The following is a 22,070-nucleotide window of genomic DNA, read 5'->3' as shown; positions in this document are numbered from 1 at the left end:
TGAAACTAGAAGGCTTCACCCGTGCGTGACAAAAAAACATGTGATATAATAGACAAGATTGTGAACAATGAGTTTGACAAACGTCAATGGCTTCGGAGGCTAAAATGAAACCGTACCGCATACCGCAACTGGCTAAACCCTACACCGACTACGATATGATTCAGCGGCATACGGAACTGCCGCCGTTCTCAGACGGGCGGGGTCATTTGTTATATATTTTTCTCGGCAGGGGCCGGGGGGCAGACTTCCAGCAGGCAGAGCTGTTCACCCTGGTGACCGGACTCGTCCAGCTTGGACTGGATACCCATGAGAGCATTGACCGGAATCATGAAGAGCCCGGCGGCGATATGATGCGCACCCGCCAGCTGAAGGTTCTGGCCGGTGATTATTTCAGCAGCTGGTTCTACCATCTGCTCGCGAGACACGGTCAGGTTGAAATGGTTGGCACACTCAGCGCGGCTATCGCTGATTTCAATGTGATGAAGGCCAATCTTTACGGCAAGATGAGCGGAACGCTTGTCCCGGCCGAACAATACTTGAAGCACACGGTACAGCTCAATATGCGGCTGTTTCTTTCTTTTACACCGATGATTGAAGAGTCCCTTAGAGATATCTGGCAGAAGCTGCTCGCCGAATTCTGCCAGTGTGAGACAGCAGCCCTGGAATTGCGCCGGGGGACAGCTCCGGCAAGTGCGCTGGAAGGCTATGCTTACTGGAAGGTGATGGAGTCGGCGACCGAAGAGGAGCGTCAGCAGCTTAAGGGGCAGACTCTGGACCCCAAGGATTGGCAGAAGCTGAAGCTGAGATGCAAATGCGATACGCTGCTGACGGACAAGCTGCATAGCTCGCTCGCGTCCATTCAGTCGTTATTGCAGGGGATCAGGGACGAGGATCTGGCGGGTCAGCTTAGAGCTGCACTGGACCGCCTGCTTCTGCAAATGAAAATTTCCGGACAAGCTGCCGTGGAGGGTTAGAGAATGACAGAAGATAAAGTTACCGTAACAGGGGGGCAAGGCGACAAGCCGAAGGAGCAATTTGTCCATTCGGTATTTGAGAGCATTGCCGGCAAGTATGATCTGATGAATGATATTCTGAGCTTCCGGCGTCATAAGGCCTGGCGGAAGTTCACCATGCGCAAGATGGGCATGAAGCGCGGGGACTCGGCAGTAGACCTGTGCTGCGGTACCTGTGATTGGAGCATTGCCCTCGCGGATGCGAGCGAGACCGGAAATGTCATGGGACTGGACTTCAGCGCAGGCATGCTGGAGGTGGGACGGCGTAAGGTGGAAGCGCGCGGACTGCAGGACCGCATCTCCCTGATTCAGGGGAATGCGATGGAGCTGCCGTTCGGTGATAATTCCTTCGATTACGCCACGATTGGCTTTGGACTTCGTAATGTGCCTGATCCCGTACAGGTGCTGAATGAGATGAAGCGCGTGGTGAAGCCCGGCGGTATGGTGGTCTGCCTGGAGCTGTCGAAGCCGATGAAGCAGCCGTTCAAAGGTATTTATTATTTTTATTTCCAGCGTGTGCTTCCGCTGCTCGGCAGGCTGTTCGCCAAGCGGTATGAGCAATATAAATGGCTTCCTGAATCACTGGCACTCTTCCCGGACAGGAAGCAATTAGAGGAGATTTTCCGGGATACCGGACTTACAAAAGTGGAATCGTTCCCCTTGAACGGTGGCATCGCGGCGTTACATCTTGGACTCAAGGAGAACTGTAATGTTTAAGAAAATCGGTATTTTTCTACAAATGATTAAATTCGAACACACGGTTTTTGCTTTACCTTTTGCCTTTATGGGGGCCTTGCTGGGTTCAGTAGTTATGTTTGGGGAACTGCCCTCCTGGAGCCAGATCGGATGGGTGGTTGTTGCTATGTTCGGCGCACGCAGCGCGGCTATGGGGCTTAACCGGCTGATCGACCGGATCAGTGATGCGAAGAATCCGCGGACAGCGGGCAGAGCCATTCCGGCAGGATTACTGAAGGTTGGAGAGGTAACGCTGTTCATCGCGTTCTCGTTCTTTTTGCTGTTCTGGGCAGCCTTCAAGCTCAATCCGTTGTCAGCGAAGCTGCTGCCGATTGCTGTTTTTCTGCTGGTCCTCTATTCCTTTACCAAACGCTTCACCTGGGCCTGTCACCTGATTCTCGGGCTTACAATTGCCCTTGCGCCTCTTGGCGGCTGGGTTGCTGTTACAGGAACAGTGGACTTGACTGCTATGATCTTCTATTTCACGATCGTATTCTGGACAGCAGGCTTTGATATCATCTACTCCTGCCAGGATGTGGACTTCGACCGTAAGGAAGGACTGTATTCGATTCCGGTGCGCTTCGGGGTGGCCCGTGCGCTGGGGATTGCCAAGGTCTTTCATCTGCTGACAGCCCTGGGCTTCATCTCTCTCTTGTTCATCACGGAACTGAGCTGGTGGTATGTGGCCGGCATGGTGATTGCTTATATTATTTTGTTCTATGAGCACTACATTGTGTCTCCGGGTGATCTAAGCAAGCTGCAGACCGCCTTCTTCACCATGAACGGTGTACTTAGCATTGTGGTCTTTTCCTTTACTCTGATTGACCTGGTGGTGCAGTTCTACAAATGACCGAACTTAAGCCTAAGAACTTCGTGGTTGGCATTACCGGTGCGAGCGGGGCGATCTACGGCATCCGGCTGACAGAGACCCTGCTGTCCCTCGGTTATACAGTACATCTGGTTGTCAGTAATGCAGGCTGGCGTGTCTTCAAGGAGGAGCTGGGTTATGCCGTAACTGACCGGGAAGGACTGCTGAATGAGCAGTTCGGCAGCTATCCCGGTTCTCTTCTGTATCACCCGGTACAGGATATAGGCGCTTCGATTGCCAGTGGCTCCTTCCGGACAGAGGGGATGATTATTATGCCCTGCTCGATGGGAACACTGTCTGCTGTAGCACATGGCAGCTCGGACAATCTGATGACACGGGCAGCGGATGTCATGCTGAAGGAGGGCCGTCCGCTCGTTCTGGTGCCCCGGGAGACACCGCTGCATGCGATTCACCTGGAGAATATGCTGAAGCTGTCGCGGATGGGCGTCAAGCTGATTCCGGCAATGCCGGCGTTCTATTACGGTCCTGCCACCATGGATGATCTGGTCAATTTCATGGTGGGCAAGGTGCTCGACAGCTTCGGGATTGAGCATACTTTATTTCGCAGATGGGGGGATGAAGGGTGACAGACCTGGAACACACCGTCATCGGCAAAATCAGCTATACCAATTCATGGCCGGTCTATCATTATTTCGATCCCTCTTCTTTAAGCTTTCCTGCTGAAATGGTGAGTGAGGTGCCTGCTGTGCTTAACCGGGGCATGGCAGCAGGAGATATTCATGTTGGGGCTTTATCCTCCTTTGCTTATGCAGCGGCCAGCGACCGGCTGCTGCTGCTGCCCGGTCTGTCCGTCAGCGCGGACGGTCCGGTGAGGTCAATATTTCTTTTCTCCAAAAAGCCGTTACAGCAGCTTGGCAGCGGAACGATAGCCGTGACGAATACTTCGGCTACCTCGGTCAATCTGCTGAAGATCCTGATGCACAAGGCCTTAGGCACTAGTCCGGAGTACATTAGCAGCGATCCCGATCTGAACACTATGATGCAGCAGGCGGATGCCGGGCTCCTGATCGGAGACCATGCCATCCGCGCCTCCTGGCAGGATCAGGGCTATGAAGTGACGGATCTGGGCGAGCTGTGGAAGGAATGGACGGGCCACAGTATGACCTTTGCTGTGTGGGCGGTCAACCGCAGGGCTGCAGCCCTGAATCCTGAGGCCATTGCCGAGATTGCTGAAGCCTTCGAGCGGAGCAAGAGACGCGGCCTGAATGAGCTGGGACCGGTAATTCACGAAGCCTGCTGCACGATCGGGGGCACGGCCTCCTATTGGAGAGATTACTTCCGTAATTTATGTTATGACTTTGGGGAAAGGCAGCAGGAAGGTCTGAACCTCTATTTCCGCTATGCCTATGAAATGGGCCTGCTGCCGCAGGAAGTGAAGATGGAGCTTTGGAGCCACAATCTGCTGACACGGGTGAAAGAATGAAGCGACTGCAAATATTCGGCTTGCTGAACAAAGATATGGATCAGATTGAGAAAGAGCTGTACCGCAGTGTCCAGGGGGATGATGACCTGCTGAGCGAGACCTCGCTGCATCTGCTGAGAGCTGGGGGCAAGCGGCTCCGGCCGGTATTCGTTCTGATGGGCGGCAAATTCGGGACCTATGATCTCGATAAGCTGAAGCGCGTCGCGATTCCGCTGGAGCTGATTCACAGCGCCTCACTGGTCCACGATGATGTCATTGACGATGCGGAGCTCCGGCGGGGAGAGCCTACCGTCAAGGCGAAATGGGGCGACAAGATCGCCATGTACACCGGCGACTATATTTATGCCAAGGCACTTGTGATGACTTCAGGGCTGAAAAATCCCCTGATTCATCAGATTCTCTCCAAAGCCATGGTAGAGATGTCCATCGGAGAGATGGAGCAGATCCGCGACTTCTTCAACAGCGGACAGAGCGTGCGCCATTATCTGCGGAGAATCCGCCGTAAGACAGCGCTGCTGATTGCAGTCAGCTGTCAGCTTGGCGCTCTGGCTGCAGATGCGGAGCCGGGAACTGCCAGGCTCCTCTATAATTACGGATATAACGTTGGGATGGCGTTTCAAATCCGTGATGATCTGCTCGATCTCTCCGGAACGGAGAAGCAAATTGGCAAGCCGCCCGGAAGCGATATGCGGCAGGGGAATATCACTCTGCCTGTCATCTACAGTCTGCAGGATGAGCGGCTCCGCGGCCGCCTGCTGGAAGAGCTTGAAGCGATTCGTGAAGGGAACAGAGGGGTCGGACGCGCTATTGATCTGATTCTCTCCGGCGACGGGATTTCCCGTGCGGAGGAGCTGGCTTCCCGCTATATCGCCAAGGCGCTGGATGCGCTGGAGCAGCTGCCAAGCAACCGGACCAAGCGCAATTTGCGCGATATCGCCTTTTTCGTAACAGGCCGGGCTTATTGAAAATATAAGAAATTATCTGCAAATTTACGTTCACAGATGCCGGGGTTTCTGATAATATCAGACCATAAACAGCCCATTCATTTAGAATAAGGGAAATTGGAGAGTGACTCTATGGAACAAACGTATCTGATGATCAAACCGGATGGTGTACAGCGCGGACTAATCGGACGCATCGTCGCCCGCCTGGAAGACAAGGGATTCAAGCTGGTCGCTGCCAAGCTGATTACCGTTACTGAGGAGCAGGCCAAGAAGCATTATGCGGAGCATGACGGCAAGGATTTTTTCCCGGAGCTGGTAAGCTTCATTACCTCCGGCCCTGTGTTCGCCATGGTGTGGGAAGGCGATGATGTCATCGCATTATCCCGGCTCCTGATCGGCAAAACCAAAGTCGGTGAGGCCCTGCCAGGCACCATCCGCGGGGATTATGCCAGCCATACTCCGCTTAATCTGATCCACGGATCGGATTCTCCGGACAGTGCAGCACGTGAGATCGCCAATTTCTTCGCTCCGGATGAGCTGGCACAGTATCATAAAGACATCGCGGCCTGGATGTAAACATCCAGGCAGGAGACAGGAGATTATTATGGCTGAACGTGAAGAATCCTCATTAACCCCGGACCCTGATTACACCGGATTTATTCATAATATCAAACAAAGCACAGGTATTGACCTTGCGCAGTATAAGGAAGCACAGATGAAGCGGCGGCTGACGACGCTCCGTATGAAGAACGGCTACAATACCTTTAACGAATTCTATGCGGCAATGATGAAGGACAAGGCTCTGTTCTATGAGTTCCTGGACCGCATGACCATCAATGTCTCCGAATTCTGGCGGAATCCGAACCGCTGGGAAGTGCTGAGGGATGTGATTCTGCCGGATCTTCAGCGCTCCGGCCGCAGACTGAAGCTATGGAGTGCCGCCTGTTCAACGGGAGAAGAGCCTTATACGCTGGCGATGATTCTCTCGGACAAGAATATTCTGGCCCAGACCGGCATTCTGGCTACAGATATTGATGACGGGGCGCTGGCCAAAGCGAAGCAGGGGATCTATCTGGAGCGCTCCTTGAAGGATGTGCCCAAAGATGTGGCAGACCGGTATTTTACACCGGAAGGCCCGGTCTTCAAGGTCAGTGAAGGACTGAAGAAGAATATCGATTTCCGCAAGCAGAATCTGCTGCTGGATAAATTCGACGAAGGCTTCGATCTGATTATCTGCCGCAATGTCATGATCTACTTCACCGAAGAAGCCAAGAATAAGCTGTATCACAAATTCTCGGCCAGTCTGCGGCCCGGGGGCTATCTGTTCGTGGGCAGCACGGAGCAGATCTTCACACCGGCGCAGTATGGCTTCGAGTCGACCGAAACCTTCTTTTACCGCAAGAAATAGCCGTAGTCTGGTGGAGTCTCCCTTGGTGCAGGGTATACTTTAGGCGCTTTTCAGTGATACTGGGAAGTAGGAAGAAACCTAACGCCAAGTGAAAGGTCGTTAACCCAGATGGACAAAAGCAAGGTCATCACCGCCTACCGGCGGGGATTCCTCACCGTCCGCGAATGCGGGCAGATTCTCGGCATCGAGGAGCTGCAGCTCCAGAGCCTGCTTACTGCGGAAGAGGGCAGAACCGGCGGCCGCCTTCCGGCACCAGGCAGCGACAGTCTGGAGACAGGCTCCTGAACGGGGGAGCACAGCAGCGCCGCTTCTACTCGAAAGAGCAGGAGCGGCGCTTGTTTTGTTCAAATATAAGCAGCGGGCCGGGCTATTGCTTTCTTGTCAAAGCGGAGAGCCTATACTATAATAAGCAAAGACATTTAACATTTTAGCGGTTTACAGTCCAAAAGTGTGAAGGGGGAACGCAGCATGAGTTTACGCTATTTAACAGCGGGGGAGACGCACGGCCCCCAGCTTACAGCCATTATTGAGGGATTGCCCAGTAATTTGACACTTGACTTTGAAGAGCTTAATTTCCAGCTGCACCGGAGACAGAAGGGCTACGGCCGCGGACGCCGGATGCAGATTGAGAAGGATACTGCCCAGATTGCTGGCGGTGTACGCCACGGCTATACTACCGGAGCTCCTGTAGCGCTCATTGTGGAGAACAAGGACTGGACACACTGGAAGAACATTATGAACATTGAGCCGATTCCGGGCAGTGACGAAGAGAAGCGCCGGGTGAACCGTCCGCGTCCCGGTCATGCGGACCTGAACGGCGGACTTAAGTATAATCATACCGATCTGCGCAACGTGCTGGAGCGCTCCAGCGCCCGTGAGACGGCAGCAAGAGTAGCCGTAGGCGGAGTAGCCCGTCAGCTGCTTGCAGCCTTCGGAGTGAAGATTGCCGGACAAGTCATCCGGATCGGAGAGATTGAAGCACCGGCTAACGATCTGCCTATCGATGAGCTGATTGCCCGGACTGAAGAATCCTCTGTGCGGGTAGTGGACAAGGAGACGGAGCAGAAGATGGAGGCTTACATAGACAAGATCAAGGAAGAAGGCGACTCCATCGGCGGGATTGTGGAATGTATTGTCGAAGGTCTGCCTATTGGCCTTGGCAGTTATGTACAGTCCGACCGCAAGCTGGATGGTGCCATCGCCGGAGCCGTGATGTCGATCAATGCCTTCAAGGGCGTGGAGATCGGGATCGGCTTCGAAGCCGGGAAGCTGCGCGGCTCACAGGTCCATGACGAGATTATGTATGAAGCCTCGCAGGGCTACTACCGGGCGAGCAACCGGCTGGGCGGGTTCGAAGGCGGAATGACCAATGGAATGCCGGTGGTCGTCAGAGGGGTAATGAAGCCGATCCCGACGCTGTACAAACCGCTGCAGAGTGTGGATATCGACACGAAGGAGCCGTTCACAGCCCAGGTGGAGCGCTCAGACGCCTGTGCCGTTCCGGCAGCTTGTGTCGTACTGGAGAGTGTAGTAGCCTGGGAGATTGCCAAGGCGTTCCTGGATAAATTCGGCGGTGACTCTCTGGAAGAGATCCGCGCGAACTACAATAATTACCTGGCTCAGCTGGAGAGCTACTAAGATGCGCAGCATTACTGTTGACTTAGGGGAACGTTCTTATCCGATTTATATCGGCAGCGGTCTGCTGCAGAGTATCGGCGAACGCTGCACCGAAGCCGGATTCGCACAGCGCAGCCCGCTGCTGGTGGTCAGTGATACCGAAGTAGCGCCGCGTTATCTGGAGCAGGTGGAGACTTCCCTCCGCAGCAGCGGATATACGGTGGTCAGCCATGTCATTCAGGCGGGTGAAGCTTCGAAGTCACTAGCCGTCTATGAAGAAGTCATTACCACAGCGATTCAAGGCGGTCTGGACCGCAGCTCAGCCGTGCTGGCGCTTGGCGGGGGAGTCGTTGGCGATCTGGCCGGCTTCGTTGCTGCATCTTATATGCGGGGAATCGGGTTCATGCAGATTCCAACGACCATACTCGCCCATGATAGCAGTGTAGGCGGCAAGGTGGCCGTTAACCATCCGCTGGCCAAGAATATGCTGGGCGCCTTTTATCAGCCATCTATGGTGTTATATGATCTGGACACCTTAGCTACGCTTCCACCCCGGCAGGTCGCTTCAGGCCTGGCTGAGGTGGTCAAGCACGGGCTGATTCTGGACCGTGAGTTCGCTTACTGGTGCCAGGGGCATGCGGACAAGCTGCTGGCACTGGACCCCGAGGCGCTGGGATATGCGCTGGAACGCGGCTGTGCCATCAAGGCGGAGGTCATCGGCGGTGATGAACGCGAGCACGGACAGCGTGCGATTCTGAATCTGGGGCATACCATCGGACATGCCATTGAAGCTGTCGGCGGCTATGGCACCTTCCTGCATGGAGAGGCGATTGCGATCGGGATGGCCGGATCTGCTCTGCTCGCAGCGAAGCTGGGCCGGGACAGACAGATCTACGAGGACACAGTGTCCATGCTCACCGCCTTGTCGCTGCCCACCCGGCTTCCTTCGCAATACAGCGGGGAAGAACTGATGGAAGCGATGATGCATGACAAGAAATTCAAGGAAGGCCGAATGACTTTTATCGTGCCGGAGGCCATTGGTGAAGTAAGTATCATCAGTGATGTGCAGGCAAGCGATGTCTCAGAAGTCATAGCCCAGCTTAAGAAGGAGGGGAGCCCATGGTGAACCGGGGCATACGCGGTGCAACGACCGTAACCCAGAATGAAGAGACGGAAATTTTACGTGAAACGGTGATCCTGCTGAGGGAAATTGTGGAGCGTAATGATGTGATCGCAGAGGATATCTGCAGTGTGTGGATTACGATGACTGCTGATCTGGATGCAACCTTCCCGGCACGGGCGATCCGTGAGATTGAAGGCTGGGAGATGGTTCCGCTGATGTGTTCCGTGGAGATCCCTGTGAAGGGCAGCCTGCCGAATTGCATCCGCCTGATGGTGCAGGTGAACACCGACAAATCCCAGCGCGATATCCGTCATGTGTATCTGAATGAAGCCCAGCGGCTTCGCCCGGATCTCTCACAGAGCAAGTAATAAATTATAGCCCGCGGGGTTGTCAATGACTACCGTCATCATGTATAGTGAAGTTAGCCGAGTAAAGCAGAGTTTAGAATGAGTTGAGTAGAGTATAGTTGAGCTGAGTGTAGGACCTATTGCAGAGCAGACCCTTGATTGTCAGTGTTCTTTTTTGGTATACCTGTATAGCCGTAACTTATGATGAGTTGCATCTGCGCTATTCCTGTATCCATGGAGGAATCTCTAGCATTCGATTGGGTTCATGCCGGTCCGAGGCGCTAATTCACATACTGACTATCAACAAACCTCTACTCCGGTAGAGGTTTTTCTGTATTTCGGACAATATCCGTTATCCCCTAGGAGGTTACCCAAGTGACGAATCCGAGCATTGAAGAAGTGGTGTCGCTGTCGCGCGAATACAATCTGATCCCGGTTGTAACAAGATTGCTGGCTGATATGGAAACGCCGATCCGGCTGTTCCAGCGGTTTGCAGAGCAGGATCGCGCATTTTTGCTGGAGAGTGTAGAGGGCGGCATTCAATGGGCGCGTTATTCTTTTATCGGCAGTGATCCGTTCCTGATGATCTCCGGCAAAAAGGGGAAGATCCAGGTGGAGGTCGGCGGCGAGAAAAAACAGCTGTCCGGCAAACCTGTCGAGGAGCTGAAAGCGCTGCTCCGTTCCTACCGCAGTCCCAAGCTGGAAGGTATGCCGCCGTTTACGGGCGGAGCCATCGGATTCTTCGGCTATGATCTGCTGCAGTATTATGAGAAGCTGTCCGCACATGAGGTAGATGACCTGAATATGGATGACATCCGCTTTATGTTCTGTGACCGCATTATCGTCTTCGATCATGTGAAGCAGCAGATCCTGCTGGTGGGTAATCTTCATATCAAGGATGGAGATACGGATTCGGATATCCGGGCGGGCTACGAGGAACTGAGCAATCGCTTAGTGAGTCTGGCAGAGGAGCTGCAAAAGGAAGGCCCGAAGGAGAACGTCAACCGCCGCAGCATTCCGCAGGACATCGAGCTGGGTGAGATTCACTCGAATCTCACCAAGGAGCAGTATATAAGTAACGTAGAGCAGGCCAAAGAATACATCCGTGCCGGAGATATCTTCCAGGTGGTGCTGTCACAGCGGATGCATATCGAGACCGAGGTCTCTCCGCTGCATGTGTACCGGATGCTGCGCATTCTGAACCCATCCCCTTATATGTATTATCTGAAAATGGATGAGGAGATCATCGTCGGCACCTCGCCGGAAGCGCTGGTCAAGGTGGACGGCGGACGGGTGGAGACCCGGCCGATTGCCGGAACCCGGCCGCGCGGAGCGAGCGCGGCAGAGGATCATCAGCTCGCCGCAGAGCTGATGGAGGACGAGAAGGAACGTGCGGAGCATCTGATGCTGGTCGACCTGGGCCGCAATGATCTCGGCCGGGTCTCGAAATTCGGCAGCGTGAAATGCAATACATTTATGGAGATCGAGAAGTACTCGCATGTCATGCATCTGGTCTCGAATGTGACCGGAACGCTGGCAGAGGATAAGGATTTCTTCGATGCCTTCCTCTCCTGCCTTCCGGCAGGTACGGTATCAGGAGCGCCGAAGCTGCGTGCGATGGAGATTATTGCCGAGCTGGAGCGGGAAGCCCGCGGGGCTTATGCCGGAGCGATCGGATATCTCGGCTTCTCCGGGAATATGGATTCCTGCATCACGATCCGTACGATTATCTTCCGCAAAGGCCGCGCTTATGTGCAGGCTGGAGCAGGAATCGTCTGGGATTCTGTGCCGGAGAAGGAATATGAGGAGACAGTGAACAAGGCCAAGGGAATGCTGAAAGCAATCCGAATGGCGGAAGCGATGTTCCCCGCTGAAATGAAGGAGAAGCAGGTCATTAACCAGGATTATATGTATGAATATACCCCGTGAACCGGGAATTAGCAGAGACGAGATCAGAAGAGCAGAGAATGCTCCATAAAACTTAAAAATTTTAGGAGGACATGAACTATGGACGCAAGCCAGTTACTACAATCAGGAATTGCCGGTTTAATCGAGGGAAAGGATCTTACCCGTACACAGGCCCGCGAGATTATGGGCACGATTATGGAAGGTGCAGCTTCACCCGCACAAATCGGATCGCTGTTGACCGCGCTGCGGATCAAAGGCGAGACCGTCGAAGAAATCACCGGCTTCGCAGAGGCGATGCGCGGTTTCGGCACACAGGTGCTTACCGAGCGGAGCCAGCTGCTGGATACCTGTGGCACGGGCGGCTCTGGTATTCATAAATTCAATATCTCCACAGCTTCGGCGATCATCTCTTCCGCTGCTTCTGTAAGAGTGGCGAAGCATGGCAATCGTTCGGCGTCCGGGAGAGCGGGCAGTGCAGATGTGCTGGAAGCGCTCGGCGTCAATATTCATCTGAATGCAGAGCAGGCGCGGCAATGTCTGGACAGTATTGGCATCTGCTTCCTGTTCGCTCAAATCTATCATCCGTCCATGAAGCATGCCGCTGCTCCCCGCCGTGAGCTGGGTGTGCGGACGGTCTTCAATATGCTGGGCCCGCTGACCAATCCGGCCGGAGCAGACCGGCAGCTGATGGGCATTTATGACCGCAATAAGACAGAGACGGTTGCCAAGGTCCTGGGTGAGCTCGGCTCCAAGCGGGCGATGATTGTGAGCAGCCTGGACGGCCTGGATGAGATCAGCATCTCGGCACCGACGCAGGTCTCCGAGCTGAGGCAGGGCATAGTCACCACTTACGAAATTACACCGCAGGAGCTTGGCCTCAGCCAGCATCCGCTGGAGGACGTCATGGGCGGCGATGCTGCTGAGAATGCGGCGATTATCACTACAGTGCTGGAGGGTAATATCAATCCGTACCGTGATATCGTACTGGCGAATGCCGGGGCCTGCATCTATGTCGCCGGTCTGGCGGATACACTTAAGGAAGGCGTGGACCGTGCCAGAGAGGTTGTGGATTCAGGTGCGGCCCTGCGCAAGCTGGAACAGTTAAAAGCGATGACAAAGGAGCTTGATTATGTATCTTGACCGGATTGTTGCCACGAAAGTGAAAGAGGTAGAAGCGTTAAGCCAGCAATTCTCGCTCGCCGCGGCGGAGCGCTCCATTGCCGCACTGCCTGCTACCAGAGGCTTCCGCAGCGCTCTGACTGAACGCCGGAACCGGGAGATGGGGCTGATCGCCGAGGTGAAGAAGGCCTCGCCGTCCAAGGGGCTGATCCGGGCTGATTTTGATCCGGTGACGATTGCCCGGGGCTATGAAGCGGCAGGAGCCGATTGCCTGTCCGTGCTGACGGACAAGGATTATTTTCAGGGCAGCGGCGTGTATTTGCAGCAGGTAAGAGAGGCGGTGAAGCTTCCGCTGCTGCGCAAGGACTTCATTATTGATGAGAAGCAGATCTACGAGGCCCGCCTGCTTGGCGCGGATGCGATTCTGCTGATTGCGGCCATTCTGACCCCGCAGCAGCTCGCCGGGTTCACCGACTCCGCTGCCGCGCTTGGACTCGATATCCTGATTGAGGTCCATGACCGCACTGAATTGGAGACGGTACTGTCTACTGGTAAGGCTGAACATCCCGGCGTTCTGCTGGGCATCAATAACCGGAATCTCAAGACGTTCGAAACCTCACTCTCCGCTACGGAGGAGCTGGCAGCTTTGCTGCCCGCCGGTCTTCCGGTAATCAGCGAGAGTGGGATTACCGGGCCGGAGGATATTGCGTATCTCCGCAAGACACGGGCAACCGGTGTGCTGGTCGGAGAATACCTGATGCGCCAGCCGGATGTAGAGCAGGCGGTCCATCAGCTGCTCGGTCCGCTTCCTGCCGGGAAGGACCGTGTGCAACGTGACTGAACCTCTCGTAAAAATCTGTGGACTTCAGGGCGTTGAAGTGCTAAAATCTATGAATAGTTTGCCGCTCGATTATGTGGGCCTGGTGTTTGCACCCAGCCGCCGGAGGGTTACCGCGGGTGTGGCTGCTGAGCTGATTGCAGAGCTGGGCAACTGGAAGTCTGAGCCTGCGCCCCGCCCTGTGGGCGTATTCGTTAACCCCGGCCTTTCCGAGCTGACAGAGCTGCTGAGAACTGTACCGCTGGATGTTGTGCAGCTTCATGGACAAGAGAGTCCGCAGTTCTGCGCGGAGGTCAAGGCGGCTTTTCCCCAGGTTAAGGTCTGGAAGGCCCTTTCGGTAGCCGGACGTAATCCTGAAGCAGGGGATGAGGTTCAACCTTTGCTGGACAGCTATGCGGGCACCATTGATGCGCTGCTGCTGGATACCTATGATCCGCAGGAGCGCGGCGGTACGGGCCGTACATTTGATTGGGAGCAGATTCCCTTATACCAGCAAGCGGCGGCGAAGCATGCGCTGCCTTTATTTATAGCCGGAGGCTTGCATCCGGACAATGTGAACGAGCTGCTGGACGGATATGCCCCTTATGGCGTGGATGTCTCCAGCGGAGTTGAGAGTAACGGCAGTAAGGACATTGCCAAAATGACAGCTTTCGTAGAAAGGGTGAAGCAATCATGATACAAGTACCGGACAAAAATGGACGTTTTGGTTCTTTTGGAGGCCGCTTCGTTCCTGAGACCTTGATGACTGCACTGATCGAGCTGGAAGAGGCTTACAATAAATTCTCGGCAGACCCGGCCTTTCAGGAGGAAATAGATTATCTGCTCAAGCAGTATTCGGGCCGCGAGACCCCGCTGTATTATGCAGAGCGGCTAAGCAAGGAGCTTGGCGAGGCCAAGATCTATCTGAAGCGGGAGGACCTCAATCATACAGGCGCCCACAAGATCAACAACGCTATCGGACAAGGCATCCTGGCCAAAATGATGGGTAAAACCAAGGTGATTGCCGAAACCGGCGCAGGCCAGCACGGAGTAGCGACAGCTACGGTAGCCGCCTTGCTCGGTATGGAATGCAAGGTGTTCATGGGTGAAGAGGATACCCGCCGCCAGGCGCTGAATGTCTTCCGCATGAAGCTGCTTGGGGCAGAGGTTATTCCGGTGACCTCCGGCTCCAGAACGCTGAAGGATGCCGGGAATGAGGCGCTCCGCTACTGGGTGAGCAATGTGGAAGATACGTTCTATGTGCTTGGCTCTGCGGTTGGTCCCCATCCGTATCCGATGATGGTCCGCAACTTCCAGCGGATTATCGGGGATGAGACCCGCCGCCAGATTCTGGAGGCGGAAGGACGCCTGCCGGATTTGCTGGTTGCCGCAGTAGGCGGAGGCAGCAATGCTATCGGCATGTTCTACCCGTTCATGGAGGATGAGCAGGTGGCGATGATTGGTGTTGAAGCCGCCGGTAAAGGCGTAGACACTCCGTTCCATGCAGCAACCATGAGCAAGGGAAGCCATGGCGTGTTCCAGGGCTCGCTGAGCTATCTGCTGCAGGATGAGCATGGACAGGTCATCGAGGCCCATTCCATATCGGCCGGACTCGATTATCCGGGCGTGGGGCCTGAGCATTCCTATCTCAAGGACATTCACCGTGCCCAGTATGTGCCGGTGACCGATGCGGAAGCGCTGGATGCGCTGAAGCTGCTCTGCGTGACGGAAGGGATTATTCCCGCTCTGGAATCAGCTCATGCCATTGCCCATGTGGTGAAGCTTGGCAAGACGCTGACCAAGGATGATATTGTGGTGATCTGCCTGTCAGGACGCGGCGACAAAGATGTGGAATCCATTATGGCTTATACGGAAGGGGCGGAGCAGCAATGACAACCGAAACGACGAACCGGATGGACCTGACGTTTAACCGGCTGAAGGCGGAAGGCCGTACTGCCCTTATTCCGTTCTTAACCGTAGGCGATCCTGATCTTGAGACGACGCTGGATATTATTGCCGAGCTGGAGGCAGCGGGAGCGGATATTCTGGAGCTGGGCGTTCCATACTCCGATCCGCTGGCCGACGGTCCGGTCATCCAGCGGGCGTCTGCAAGAGCGCTGCGCAGCAAGGTTCATCTGCGCACCTGCATGGAGACGGCGCTGAAGGCCCGGCAGGCAGGCAGTGAACTGCCGTTCATCCTGTTCACGTATTACAATCCGGTGATGCAGCTGGGGCTGGATACGTTTTTTGCGGAGCTGAATGCCCATGAGATCAGCGGGCTGATCATCCCTGACGTGCCGGTGGAGGAATCGGAGGACCTGAGTGCACGCAGCCGTGCCGCCGGAGTGAATCTTATTCCGCTCGTGGCCCCGACCTCCAGCGAACGGATTGCCCGGATCGTATCCGGCGCGAGCGGCTTCGTCTATTGCGTATCCTCGCTCGGTGTAACCGGGGAGCGCTCAAGCTTCCACAGCGGAGTAGATGAGTTCATTGCGTCCGTCCGCCGGTCTACGGACCTGCCTGTTGCTGTAGGATTCGGGATCTCCACTGGAGAACAGGTATCCCGTTTTGCGAAGATCTGTGATGGTGTAGTAGTCGGAAGCGCCATTGTCCGCAAGGTGGAGGAGGTTATTCCCCTGCTGTCCCAGCCGCAGACGAGAAGCGCCGGACTGTTGCAAATTCGTGAATTTGTGGCACAATTAAGACCTAATTAATATTTGGAGAGCGAGGATCACCCATGAATCCAAAACCGAATATCGTTGACCTTCCTGTCTATAAGCCGGGGAAGCCGATTGAAGAAGTCAAGAAGGAGCTGGGCTTAAGCGAAGTCATTAAGCTGGCATCCAACGAGAACCCTTACGGGGCTGCACCAAGTGCGAAGGCCGCTATTGTAGCGGAGCTGGATAATCTCTTTTTATACCCGGACGGCTCTGCCGCTGAGCTGACAGCGACGCTGGCTAAGCATCTGGGCGTTACGGGTGAGCGTATTATTTTCGGATGCGGATCTGATGAGATTATTGCTCTGATTGCCCGTGCCTTCTTCCTGCCCGGTGACGAGACGATTATGGCCGATCAGACCTTCTCCGTATATAAGAGCAATGCGGATATCGAAGGGGCTATAACTATAGAAGTCCCGCTTAAAGACGGAACGCATGATCTGGATGCAATGCTGGCGAAGATTACAGACCGGACCAAGATCATCTGGATCTGCAATCCCAACAATCCAACCGGTACCATTGTGCCCGAGGACGCCCTGATTTCGTTCCTGGATGCAGTACCTGCCAGCGTGATGGTAGTCCTGGATGAAGCCTATTACGAATATGTAACGGATCTTAGCTACACCGACGGCATTAAGCTGATCGACAAATACCCTAATCTGGTAGTCCTTCGTACCTTCTCCAAGATCTATGGTCTTGCGGCGCTCCGTATCGGCTATGGTGTGGCCAGCAGCCAGGTAATCTCCCTGATTAATCAGGTGCGCGAGCCGTTCAATACGACCCGCCTGGCTCAGGTGGCGGCGGTGGCAGCACTCTCCGATCAGGAATATGTGCAGCAGTGCCGTGCGCTTAACAGTGCAGGGATTGTGCAGCTTGAGGCGGAATTCGCCCGTCTTGGGCTTACGTCGTTCCCGGCTCACGGGAACTTCATTATGGTGGATGTACGCAAGCCGGCTGCTGAAGTCTTCGATACGCTGCTGCGTCAGGGAATCATCGTCAGAACAGGCTTCCACCGGTATCCGACCTACCTGCGGGTGACCATCGGCTCCGCCGAGCAGAACACAGCCTTCGTAGCTGCCCTGGAGCAGGCGCTGAAGGAGCAGGAAGTTCGCGCATAACCGTGAGGGCTCAGCAGCTGGATTGACGATACCACAGAAGGCAGGTAGTACTAAGAACATGACGACAAAAATAGCAATTTTCGGTGTCGGCCTGATCGGCGGCTCACTGGCCCTTTGCTTCAAAGGCAAGGAGGGTCTGACCGTTGTAGGCCATGCCCACCGCCCTGAATCTGCTGCTAAATATGTGAGCAGAGGTGTGGTTGATCAGGCTACATTATCACTTGAGGAAGCTGCACTGGATGCGGATTATATTTTTCTGTGTGTGCCGGTAGGCATGCTTGAGGATTATCTTCAGCGGTTAAGCCGGCTGCCGCTGAAGCCGGGCTGCATTATTACGGATGTCGGCAGCACCAAGGCCAGCATTGCCGCGTGTGCCCTTACACTGGATATTCCCGGTGTACATTTCATCGGAGGCCATCCTATGGCCGGATCGGAGCGTTCAGGCGTAGAGGCAGCCTCCTCCTTACTGTTTGAGAATGCGTATTACGTGCTTACACCTCCGCCTGGCGTGCCGGAAGCTGCCTACCAGGCTCTGGAGTCGCTCCTGCTGCATACGAGAGCGCAGATAGTCCGGCTTGATCCGGAGCGCCACGATGAGATTGTTGGAGCGATCAGCCATCTGCCGCATATTATTGCGGTAGCCCTGGTGAATCAGATTCATGCATACGATCATTCGGACTCGTTGTACAGCACGCTGGCTGCGGGGGGCTTCCGTGATATTACCCGCATTGCTTCGAGCGATCCGATCATCTGGCGCGATATTCTGCTGAATAACCGCTCTGTGATGCTGCGGCTGCTGAAGGATTGGAACGATGAGGTGTCCTCGTTCATCCATCTGCTGGAGAGCGGGGATGGCGCAGGGATCGAGTCGGCCTTCCAGGAGGCGAATCAATTCCGCAGCCAGCTTCCTGAGCGGCGCAAGGGCATGATCACTCCGCTGTTCGATCTGCATATTGATGTTCCCGATCACCCCGGCATTATCGGCCGGATTGCTACGGAGCTGGGCGACCAGGGCATCAACCTTAGCAACGTGCAGATTATTGAGAGCCGCGAGGATGTTCCCGGGATTATGCGCTTGTCCTTCCGCCAGGAGAGCGATATGGAGCGGGCCAGAATTCTGCTGCAGGAGAATGATTATACCGTATATATGTAAAAGCAGAGCCGGGGCCGGATGCCCGGCTCTTATTTATAATTAGAGGAAATCCGACTGCTATCAGAGGGTGTCCCGGCTGCGGCAGTAAACAAGCGGCCAATAAATACCCAAATGTTCGTAAAAATGGACAAAAAAAAGACCGCTTACATAATAAGCGGTTACAGTTCACAATTTCTTGGAACCGTGTAGTGTTTGGATAGGAGTGGAGAGAAACCATACTGTACTTTTATTATATGTATCCGTTTACATTTTGTCAACACTTTATTTAAAGAAAATAAGACCGCTTTCATCGGACTGTCTGCCCGTCTCTCAAAGTCTATTAATTTCCTCCCGTTAGAAACTATGCTATACTGGGTTAAGTATGTTTATAGATTCCTTCCAAGTATAGGTAACCGCTTGCTGAACAAGTGGAGACGGGCTGTGTTGTCCTGTAAGGAGAATGCTGCCATTCTTCTGTCTTACAAAAGGAATTGAAGGTTGGAAGCCTTAAATAACGGTAAGTTGAATATACATAGGAAGATTGGATTTTTGTGCTGCAAAAAATGAAGGTATGCCGCAACTTTTTGTTACCTGCCCGGTATAAGTAGATACGGACCGGACGGGATTACACGTGCAAGGGCGAGGAGGGCCGACTCACCATGACGGATTCCCAGTTGATCCAGCTAATCAAGCAAGGCGATACAGAATTATATTCGGAACTCATGCGACGATATCAACGCAAAATATTGGCTTTTGTGTACCACATGCTGAAGAACTCCCATATGGAGCTGATTGCCGAAGACCTCTGTTCAGAGACCTTCTACAAAGCCTTCCGGAGTCTTCATTCCTTCCGGGAAGTGGATGCTTCTTTCTCCACATGGCTGTACACCATTGCCCGCAATACAGTGCTCAGTGAGCTTCGCAAGAACCGTGCCGGGAATGTGTCGCTTGAAGAGAGCGGCTATACACCTGTGGCACCGCTTGATGTTGCCCCGGAACAGGCAGCACTGCGCAAGGAACGGATGGAGCTTGTTCGCGAAGCGATTAACAATCTCCCGGAGAAGCAGCGCTCCGCGCTGATTCTGCGTGAATATGATCAGATGGATTATCAGGAAATTGCCGTGATTCTGGATCAGAGCGTCAGCTCAGTGAAGTCACTGCTGTTCCGGGCAAGGAGCAGTGTGAAGCTCCAGCTCGAATCCTATTTCTATGAGCCTGAATTTGAAGAGCAGGCTGAGAGGGTGTAAGGCCTATGAATTGCAGGGAAGCGCAGGATTCCATTCCACACTTGTGGGACGCTCCCCCCACAGATCCCAGGCGGATTAGACTTGAGAGACATATCGCAACCTGCTCCTACTGCAGTGCCGAATGGGCGCTGTGGCAGGAGACCAGTGAGCTTATGCAGGATACAAGATTCGATGTCAGCGATGAGCGGGCAGAAGCGATTAACAGTAAGGTTATGGAGCGGATCTATCTGGAGAGCCCCTGGCTTATGCCCGGTGACGGGAAGTCTGCGGGGAGTTCTACAGTATTCCGGCATCGCTTAAGCCTCTGGATTGCCTGTTTTTTAGCGGTGTTTATCTCAAGCTTCTTATATTTCACCGTGTTCAAGACCCCCTCGAATACGACAGCGGCACAGAGCGGGATCGTCGAGACAGGTGTGGCAGGCTTAACCCTGGACTGGTCATCTTCATATCCGGTGGAGTCTGAGGGCGGGATTATTGAGCCACTGGTGGCCAATATGGGCCCTGCTCATCCGCAGTACTGGATGGTATTGTCGACGCTGGGCGTCGGATTATCCATATTCCTGCTGGTCCGTCTGAACCGGTACCGCAGACAATGAGAACCCCCTTCCCGAGCATGGAGAAGAGGGTTTTTGATTTGAATACAAGAATGTATGTGTTTCCACTTGTTCTAAAAAAGAAGACATTTGTTTTCATTCGTGTTACATTATTAAGCAAACATAAATAGGGAAGGGAACGGTGATAGGCGATGCTGATCGGCTTAATACGCCATGGGCTGACGGATTGGAATGCAGTAGGTAAAATTCAGGGACAAAGTGATATTCCGCTGAATGATGAAGGCAGGCGGCAGGCTGAGATGCTGGGTGACCGGCTGCTGCAGGAGCCTTATCACTGGGACTATTGTATTACCAGCAGTCTGTCCCGTGCAGCAGAGACCGGCAAGATCGTAGCGGCCAAGCTGGGCATTCCTTTACTTGAGCCGGATGACCGTATCCGTGAGCGTGCCTACGGCCAGGTGGAGGGCATGACAGCCGAAGCCCGTGAAGCCAAGTGGGGCAAGGATTGGAAGCTGCTGTCTCTGGGACAGGAGAGCGATGAGGCACTTCAGGTCCGGGGGCTTGCGTTCCTGGAGGATATGACGGCCCGGTTCCCGGGTAAGAATGTCCTGGTCATCTCCCATGGAGGATTCCTTGCACAGCTCTACACCGCACTCTACAAAGACAAATATTCGGAACGGCTCGGCAATCTCTCACTCACGATTCTGGAGAAGAACGAGCAGGAATGGAATCCTTTATTGTACAACTGTACCCGTCATATTTTACAAAAACAGCATTAACCCGACCCTTCGGGTTATTTTTTTTGCGGCAAAAGGAATAAAAAGGGCTGTATTTCCCATAATGGTAGTAAAACAGTGAGGCGATGAGAGATGAATCTGGCGGATATGCTCACTTATGCAGACATTGGTCAGCTGACCGCCATTGCGGGACGCTATCAGTGTGAATGCAAACGGAATTCCAAACATGATTTGATTCAGAGTATATTGATCACCTTGGGCAGCCGGGAGTTCATGGCGTCCCATATTAAGGGGAGTTCCCCGGGAGAGCTGCGTTTGCTGAACAGCCTGCTCTTCGATGAACGCAGCCACTTCAGCCTGGAGGATCTGCTGGCTGCAGCCAGGCAGGCTTCCTTCGATGCCCCGCCCGGCAAAAGCGGTGACTACCGCGAGCTGGTCAGCCGGCTTAAGAACAGCGGCTGGCTGTTCAGCGGAGCTTCCCAGCAGAGCCGGTATCTGTTCCAGGTGCCGCTGGATCTGAAGAAGCGCTTCCGTGAGCAGATGGGCCAGCATTTGCAGGAGCGGATTGTTCCGGGCCCGGAGCCGGCGGTGTACAGGGGGGAGGGGGATTTGCTGGCCGGAGATCTGCTGCTGTTCCTGCGGTATGTGAAGGAGAATGAGCCTGAGCTGAACCAGGAAGGTGCGCTCTATAAGCGCAATCAGCAGGGAGTGATGAATGCGCTGCAGATTGCAGAGCCATTACTCGGCAAGGGCGGCTGGAGGTTCGGCTACGGCAGGGCTTGTGAGCATTATCCGCCGAGATTTGCCCTGCTGTACGATTATGCCCGCCACCGCCGCTGGATCTCCGAGGAGGGCTACAGGCTGCAGCTGACAGCGGCAGGCGGGCATTTTCTGGCGGAGGGGAAATCGGAAAAGCTGATGCAGTTATTCTCCTTTTGGTTAAGACTGTATAAAGGGGCTATTCCCAATTTGCCTTCGCTGGTCTACTGGATTAGTCTAAGTGCCGGCAGATGGGTGACCACAGCCTCGTTGTCAGAAGGAATCGGCTGGCTGATCAAGCCCTTTTATTACGATGATGCCTCTTCCATTCTCGAACAGCGAATCTTGCGGATGCTGCTGCATCTGGGCATGCTTAAGCTTGGTGAGGAACCCGCAGGAACAGTGGTCATGATGACACCCTGGGGATGTGAGGCGGCTGTGCCGAAGCATCTGCTCAGGTAAG

General features: G+C 54.3%; 24 protein-coding genes. All 24 read left to right on the top strand.

Annotated elements, in window-relative coordinates; genetic code table 11:
* Positions 1 to 104 precede the first annotated feature (104 nt).
* Positions 105 to 974 carry a heptaprenyl diphosphate synthase component 1 gene (locus NST26_RS20770; protein ID WP_339249342.1) on the top strand — a complete coding sequence of 290 codons (870 nt, stop codon included), beginning with the start codon at positions 105 to 107 and terminating at the stop codon, positions 972 to 974.
* A 3-nt stretch (positions 975 to 977) separates the two neighbouring features.
* Entirely contained in the window at positions 978 to 1,730 is a 753-nt protein-coding gene (locus NST26_RS20765) for a demethylmenaquinone methyltransferase (protein ID WP_340979734.1), read from the top strand.
* Complete coding sequence (locus NST26_RS20760) at positions 1,723 to 2,598, top strand: UbiA-like polyprenyltransferase (protein ID WP_036727311.1); 876 nt, start codon at positions 1,723 to 1,725, stop codon at positions 2,596 to 2,598. Before NST26_RS20765 ends, NST26_RS20760 begins: the two co-directional genes overlap by 8 nt.
* Positions 2,599 to 2,651: 53 nt before the next feature.
* Complete coding sequence (locus NST26_RS20755) at positions 2,652 to 3,203, top strand: UbiX family flavin prenyltransferase (RefSeq protein WP_425355098.1); 552 nt, start codon at positions 2,652 to 2,654, stop codon at positions 3,201 to 3,203.
* Entirely contained in the window at positions 3,200 to 4,060 is an 861-nt protein-coding gene (locus NST26_RS20750) for a menaquinone biosynthetic enzyme MqnA/MqnD family protein (RefSeq protein WP_209870000.1), read from the top strand. The genes NST26_RS20755 and NST26_RS20750 overlap by 4 nt, the downstream gene beginning before the upstream one ends.
* Positions 4,057 to 5,025, top strand: a complete 969-nt coding sequence (locus NST26_RS20745; protein WP_076079176.1) for a polyprenyl synthetase family protein — start codon at positions 4,057 to 4,059, stop codon at positions 5,023 to 5,025. Before NST26_RS20750 ends, NST26_RS20745 begins: the two co-directional genes overlap by 4 nt.
* A gap of 111 nt (positions 5,026 to 5,136) precedes the next feature.
* A complete protein-coding gene (ndk, locus tag NST26_RS20740; protein WP_036727303.1) occupies positions 5,137 to 5,580 on the top strand; it encodes a nucleoside-diphosphate kinase in 444 nt (147 codons plus the stop codon).
* Between the two features lie 28 nt (positions 5,581 to 5,608).
* The gene (locus tag NST26_RS20735; RefSeq protein WP_036727302.1) at positions 5,609 to 6,412 is read left to right on the top strand and encodes a CheR family methyltransferase; all 804 of its coding nucleotides are present in this window, start codon (positions 5,609 to 5,611) and stop codon (positions 6,410 to 6,412) included.
* A 108-nt stretch (positions 6,413 to 6,520) separates the two neighbouring features.
* A complete protein-coding gene (locus NST26_RS20730; RefSeq protein ID WP_179090429.1) occupies positions 6,521 to 6,697 on the top strand; it encodes a hypothetical protein in 177 nt (58 codons plus the stop codon).
* Between the two features lie 183 nt (positions 6,698 to 6,880).
* Positions 6,881 to 8,050 (top strand): chorismate synthase, encoded by a 1,170-nt coding sequence (aroC, locus tag NST26_RS20725; RefSeq protein ID WP_036727299.1) that lies wholly within the window; start codon positions 6,881 to 6,883, stop codon positions 8,048 to 8,050.
* A gap of 1 nt (position 8,051) precedes the next feature.
* Positions 8,052 to 9,155, top strand: coding sequence for a 3-dehydroquinate synthase (aroB, locus tag NST26_RS20720; RefSeq protein ID WP_340979732.1), 1,104 nt, complete (start codon positions 8,052 to 8,054; stop codon positions 9,153 to 9,155).
* Positions 9,149 to 9,520, top strand: a complete 372-nt coding sequence (gene aroH, locus NST26_RS20715) for a chorismate mutase (protein ID WP_076079179.1) — start codon at positions 9,149 to 9,151, stop codon at positions 9,518 to 9,520. The genes aroB and aroH overlap by 7 nt, the downstream gene beginning before the upstream one ends.
* A gap of 354 nt (positions 9,521 to 9,874) precedes the next feature.
* Positions 9,875 to 11,428, top strand: a complete 1,554-nt coding sequence (trpE, locus tag NST26_RS20710; RefSeq protein ID WP_340979731.1) for an anthranilate synthase component I — start codon at positions 9,875 to 9,877, stop codon at positions 11,426 to 11,428.
* Positions 11,429 to 11,506: 78 nt separating this feature from the next.
* On the top strand, positions 11,507 to 12,547 hold the full coding sequence (gene trpD / locus NST26_RS20705) for an anthranilate phosphoribosyltransferase (RefSeq protein ID WP_340979730.1): 1,041 nt from the start codon (positions 11,507 to 11,509) through the stop codon (positions 12,545 to 12,547).
* Positions 12,537 to 13,367: an indole-3-glycerol phosphate synthase TrpC gene (gene trpC / locus NST26_RS20700; RefSeq protein ID WP_339249328.1), complete on the top strand. Its 831-nt coding sequence runs from the start codon at positions 12,537 to 12,539 to the stop codon at positions 13,365 to 13,367. Before trpD ends, trpC begins: the two co-directional genes overlap by 11 nt.
* Positions 13,360 to 14,040: a phosphoribosylanthranilate isomerase gene (locus NST26_RS20695; protein WP_340979729.1), complete on the top strand. Its 681-nt coding sequence runs from the start codon at positions 13,360 to 13,362 to the stop codon at positions 14,038 to 14,040. Before trpC ends, NST26_RS20695 begins: the two co-directional genes overlap by 8 nt.
* Positions 14,037 to 15,236: a tryptophan synthase subunit beta gene (gene trpB, locus NST26_RS20690; RefSeq protein WP_076079183.1), complete on the top strand. Its 1,200-nt coding sequence runs from the start codon at positions 14,037 to 14,039 to the stop codon at positions 15,234 to 15,236. The genes NST26_RS20695 and trpB overlap by 4 nt, the downstream gene beginning before the upstream one ends.
* Positions 15,233 to 16,057 (top strand): tryptophan synthase subunit alpha, encoded by an 825-nt coding sequence (trpA, locus tag NST26_RS20685; protein ID WP_340979728.1) that lies wholly within the window; start codon positions 15,233 to 15,235, stop codon positions 16,055 to 16,057. Before trpB ends, trpA begins: the two co-directional genes overlap by 4 nt.
* Before the next feature lie 23 nt (positions 16,058 to 16,080).
* Positions 16,081 to 17,178, top strand: a complete 1,098-nt coding sequence (hisC, locus tag NST26_RS20680) for a histidinol-phosphate transaminase (RefSeq protein WP_209869975.1) — start codon at positions 16,081 to 16,083, stop codon at positions 17,176 to 17,178.
* Between the two features lie 58 nt (positions 17,179 to 17,236).
* Positions 17,237 to 18,331: a prephenate dehydrogenase gene (locus tag NST26_RS20675; protein WP_340979727.1), complete on the top strand. Its 1,095-nt coding sequence runs from the start codon at positions 17,237 to 17,239 to the stop codon at positions 18,329 to 18,331.
* A 638-nt stretch (positions 18,332 to 18,969) separates the two neighbouring features.
* Positions 18,970 to 19,557, top strand: a complete 588-nt coding sequence (locus NST26_RS20670; RefSeq protein ID WP_036727278.1) for an RNA polymerase sigma factor — start codon at positions 18,970 to 18,972, stop codon at positions 19,555 to 19,557.
* A 152-nt stretch (positions 19,558 to 19,709) separates the two neighbouring features.
* The gene (locus tag NST26_RS20665; protein ID WP_051478164.1) at positions 19,710 to 20,153 is read left to right on the top strand and encodes a hypothetical protein; all 444 of its coding nucleotides are present in this window, start codon (positions 19,710 to 19,712) and stop codon (positions 20,151 to 20,153) included.
* 149 nt (positions 20,154 to 20,302) lie between these two features.
* Positions 20,303 to 20,890, top strand: a complete 588-nt coding sequence (locus tag NST26_RS20660; protein ID WP_036727275.1) for a histidine phosphatase family protein — start codon at positions 20,303 to 20,305, stop codon at positions 20,888 to 20,890.
* A 90-nt stretch (positions 20,891 to 20,980) separates the two neighbouring features.
* Positions 20,981 to 22,069, top strand: coding sequence for a hypothetical protein (locus NST26_RS20655; RefSeq protein ID WP_340979726.1), 1,089 nt, complete (start codon positions 20,981 to 20,983; stop codon positions 22,067 to 22,069).
* Position 22,070 lies beyond the last annotated feature (1 nt).

Source organism: Paenibacillus sp. FSL R7-0128 (assembly GCF_038002245.1).
Lineage (GTDB): Bacteria > Bacillota > Bacilli > Paenibacillales > Paenibacillaceae > Paenibacillus_AQ > Paenibacillus_AQ silagei.
The sequence above is the reverse complement of the archived record's forward strand: the minus strand, read 5'-3'. Positions and strand labels throughout refer to the sequence as shown.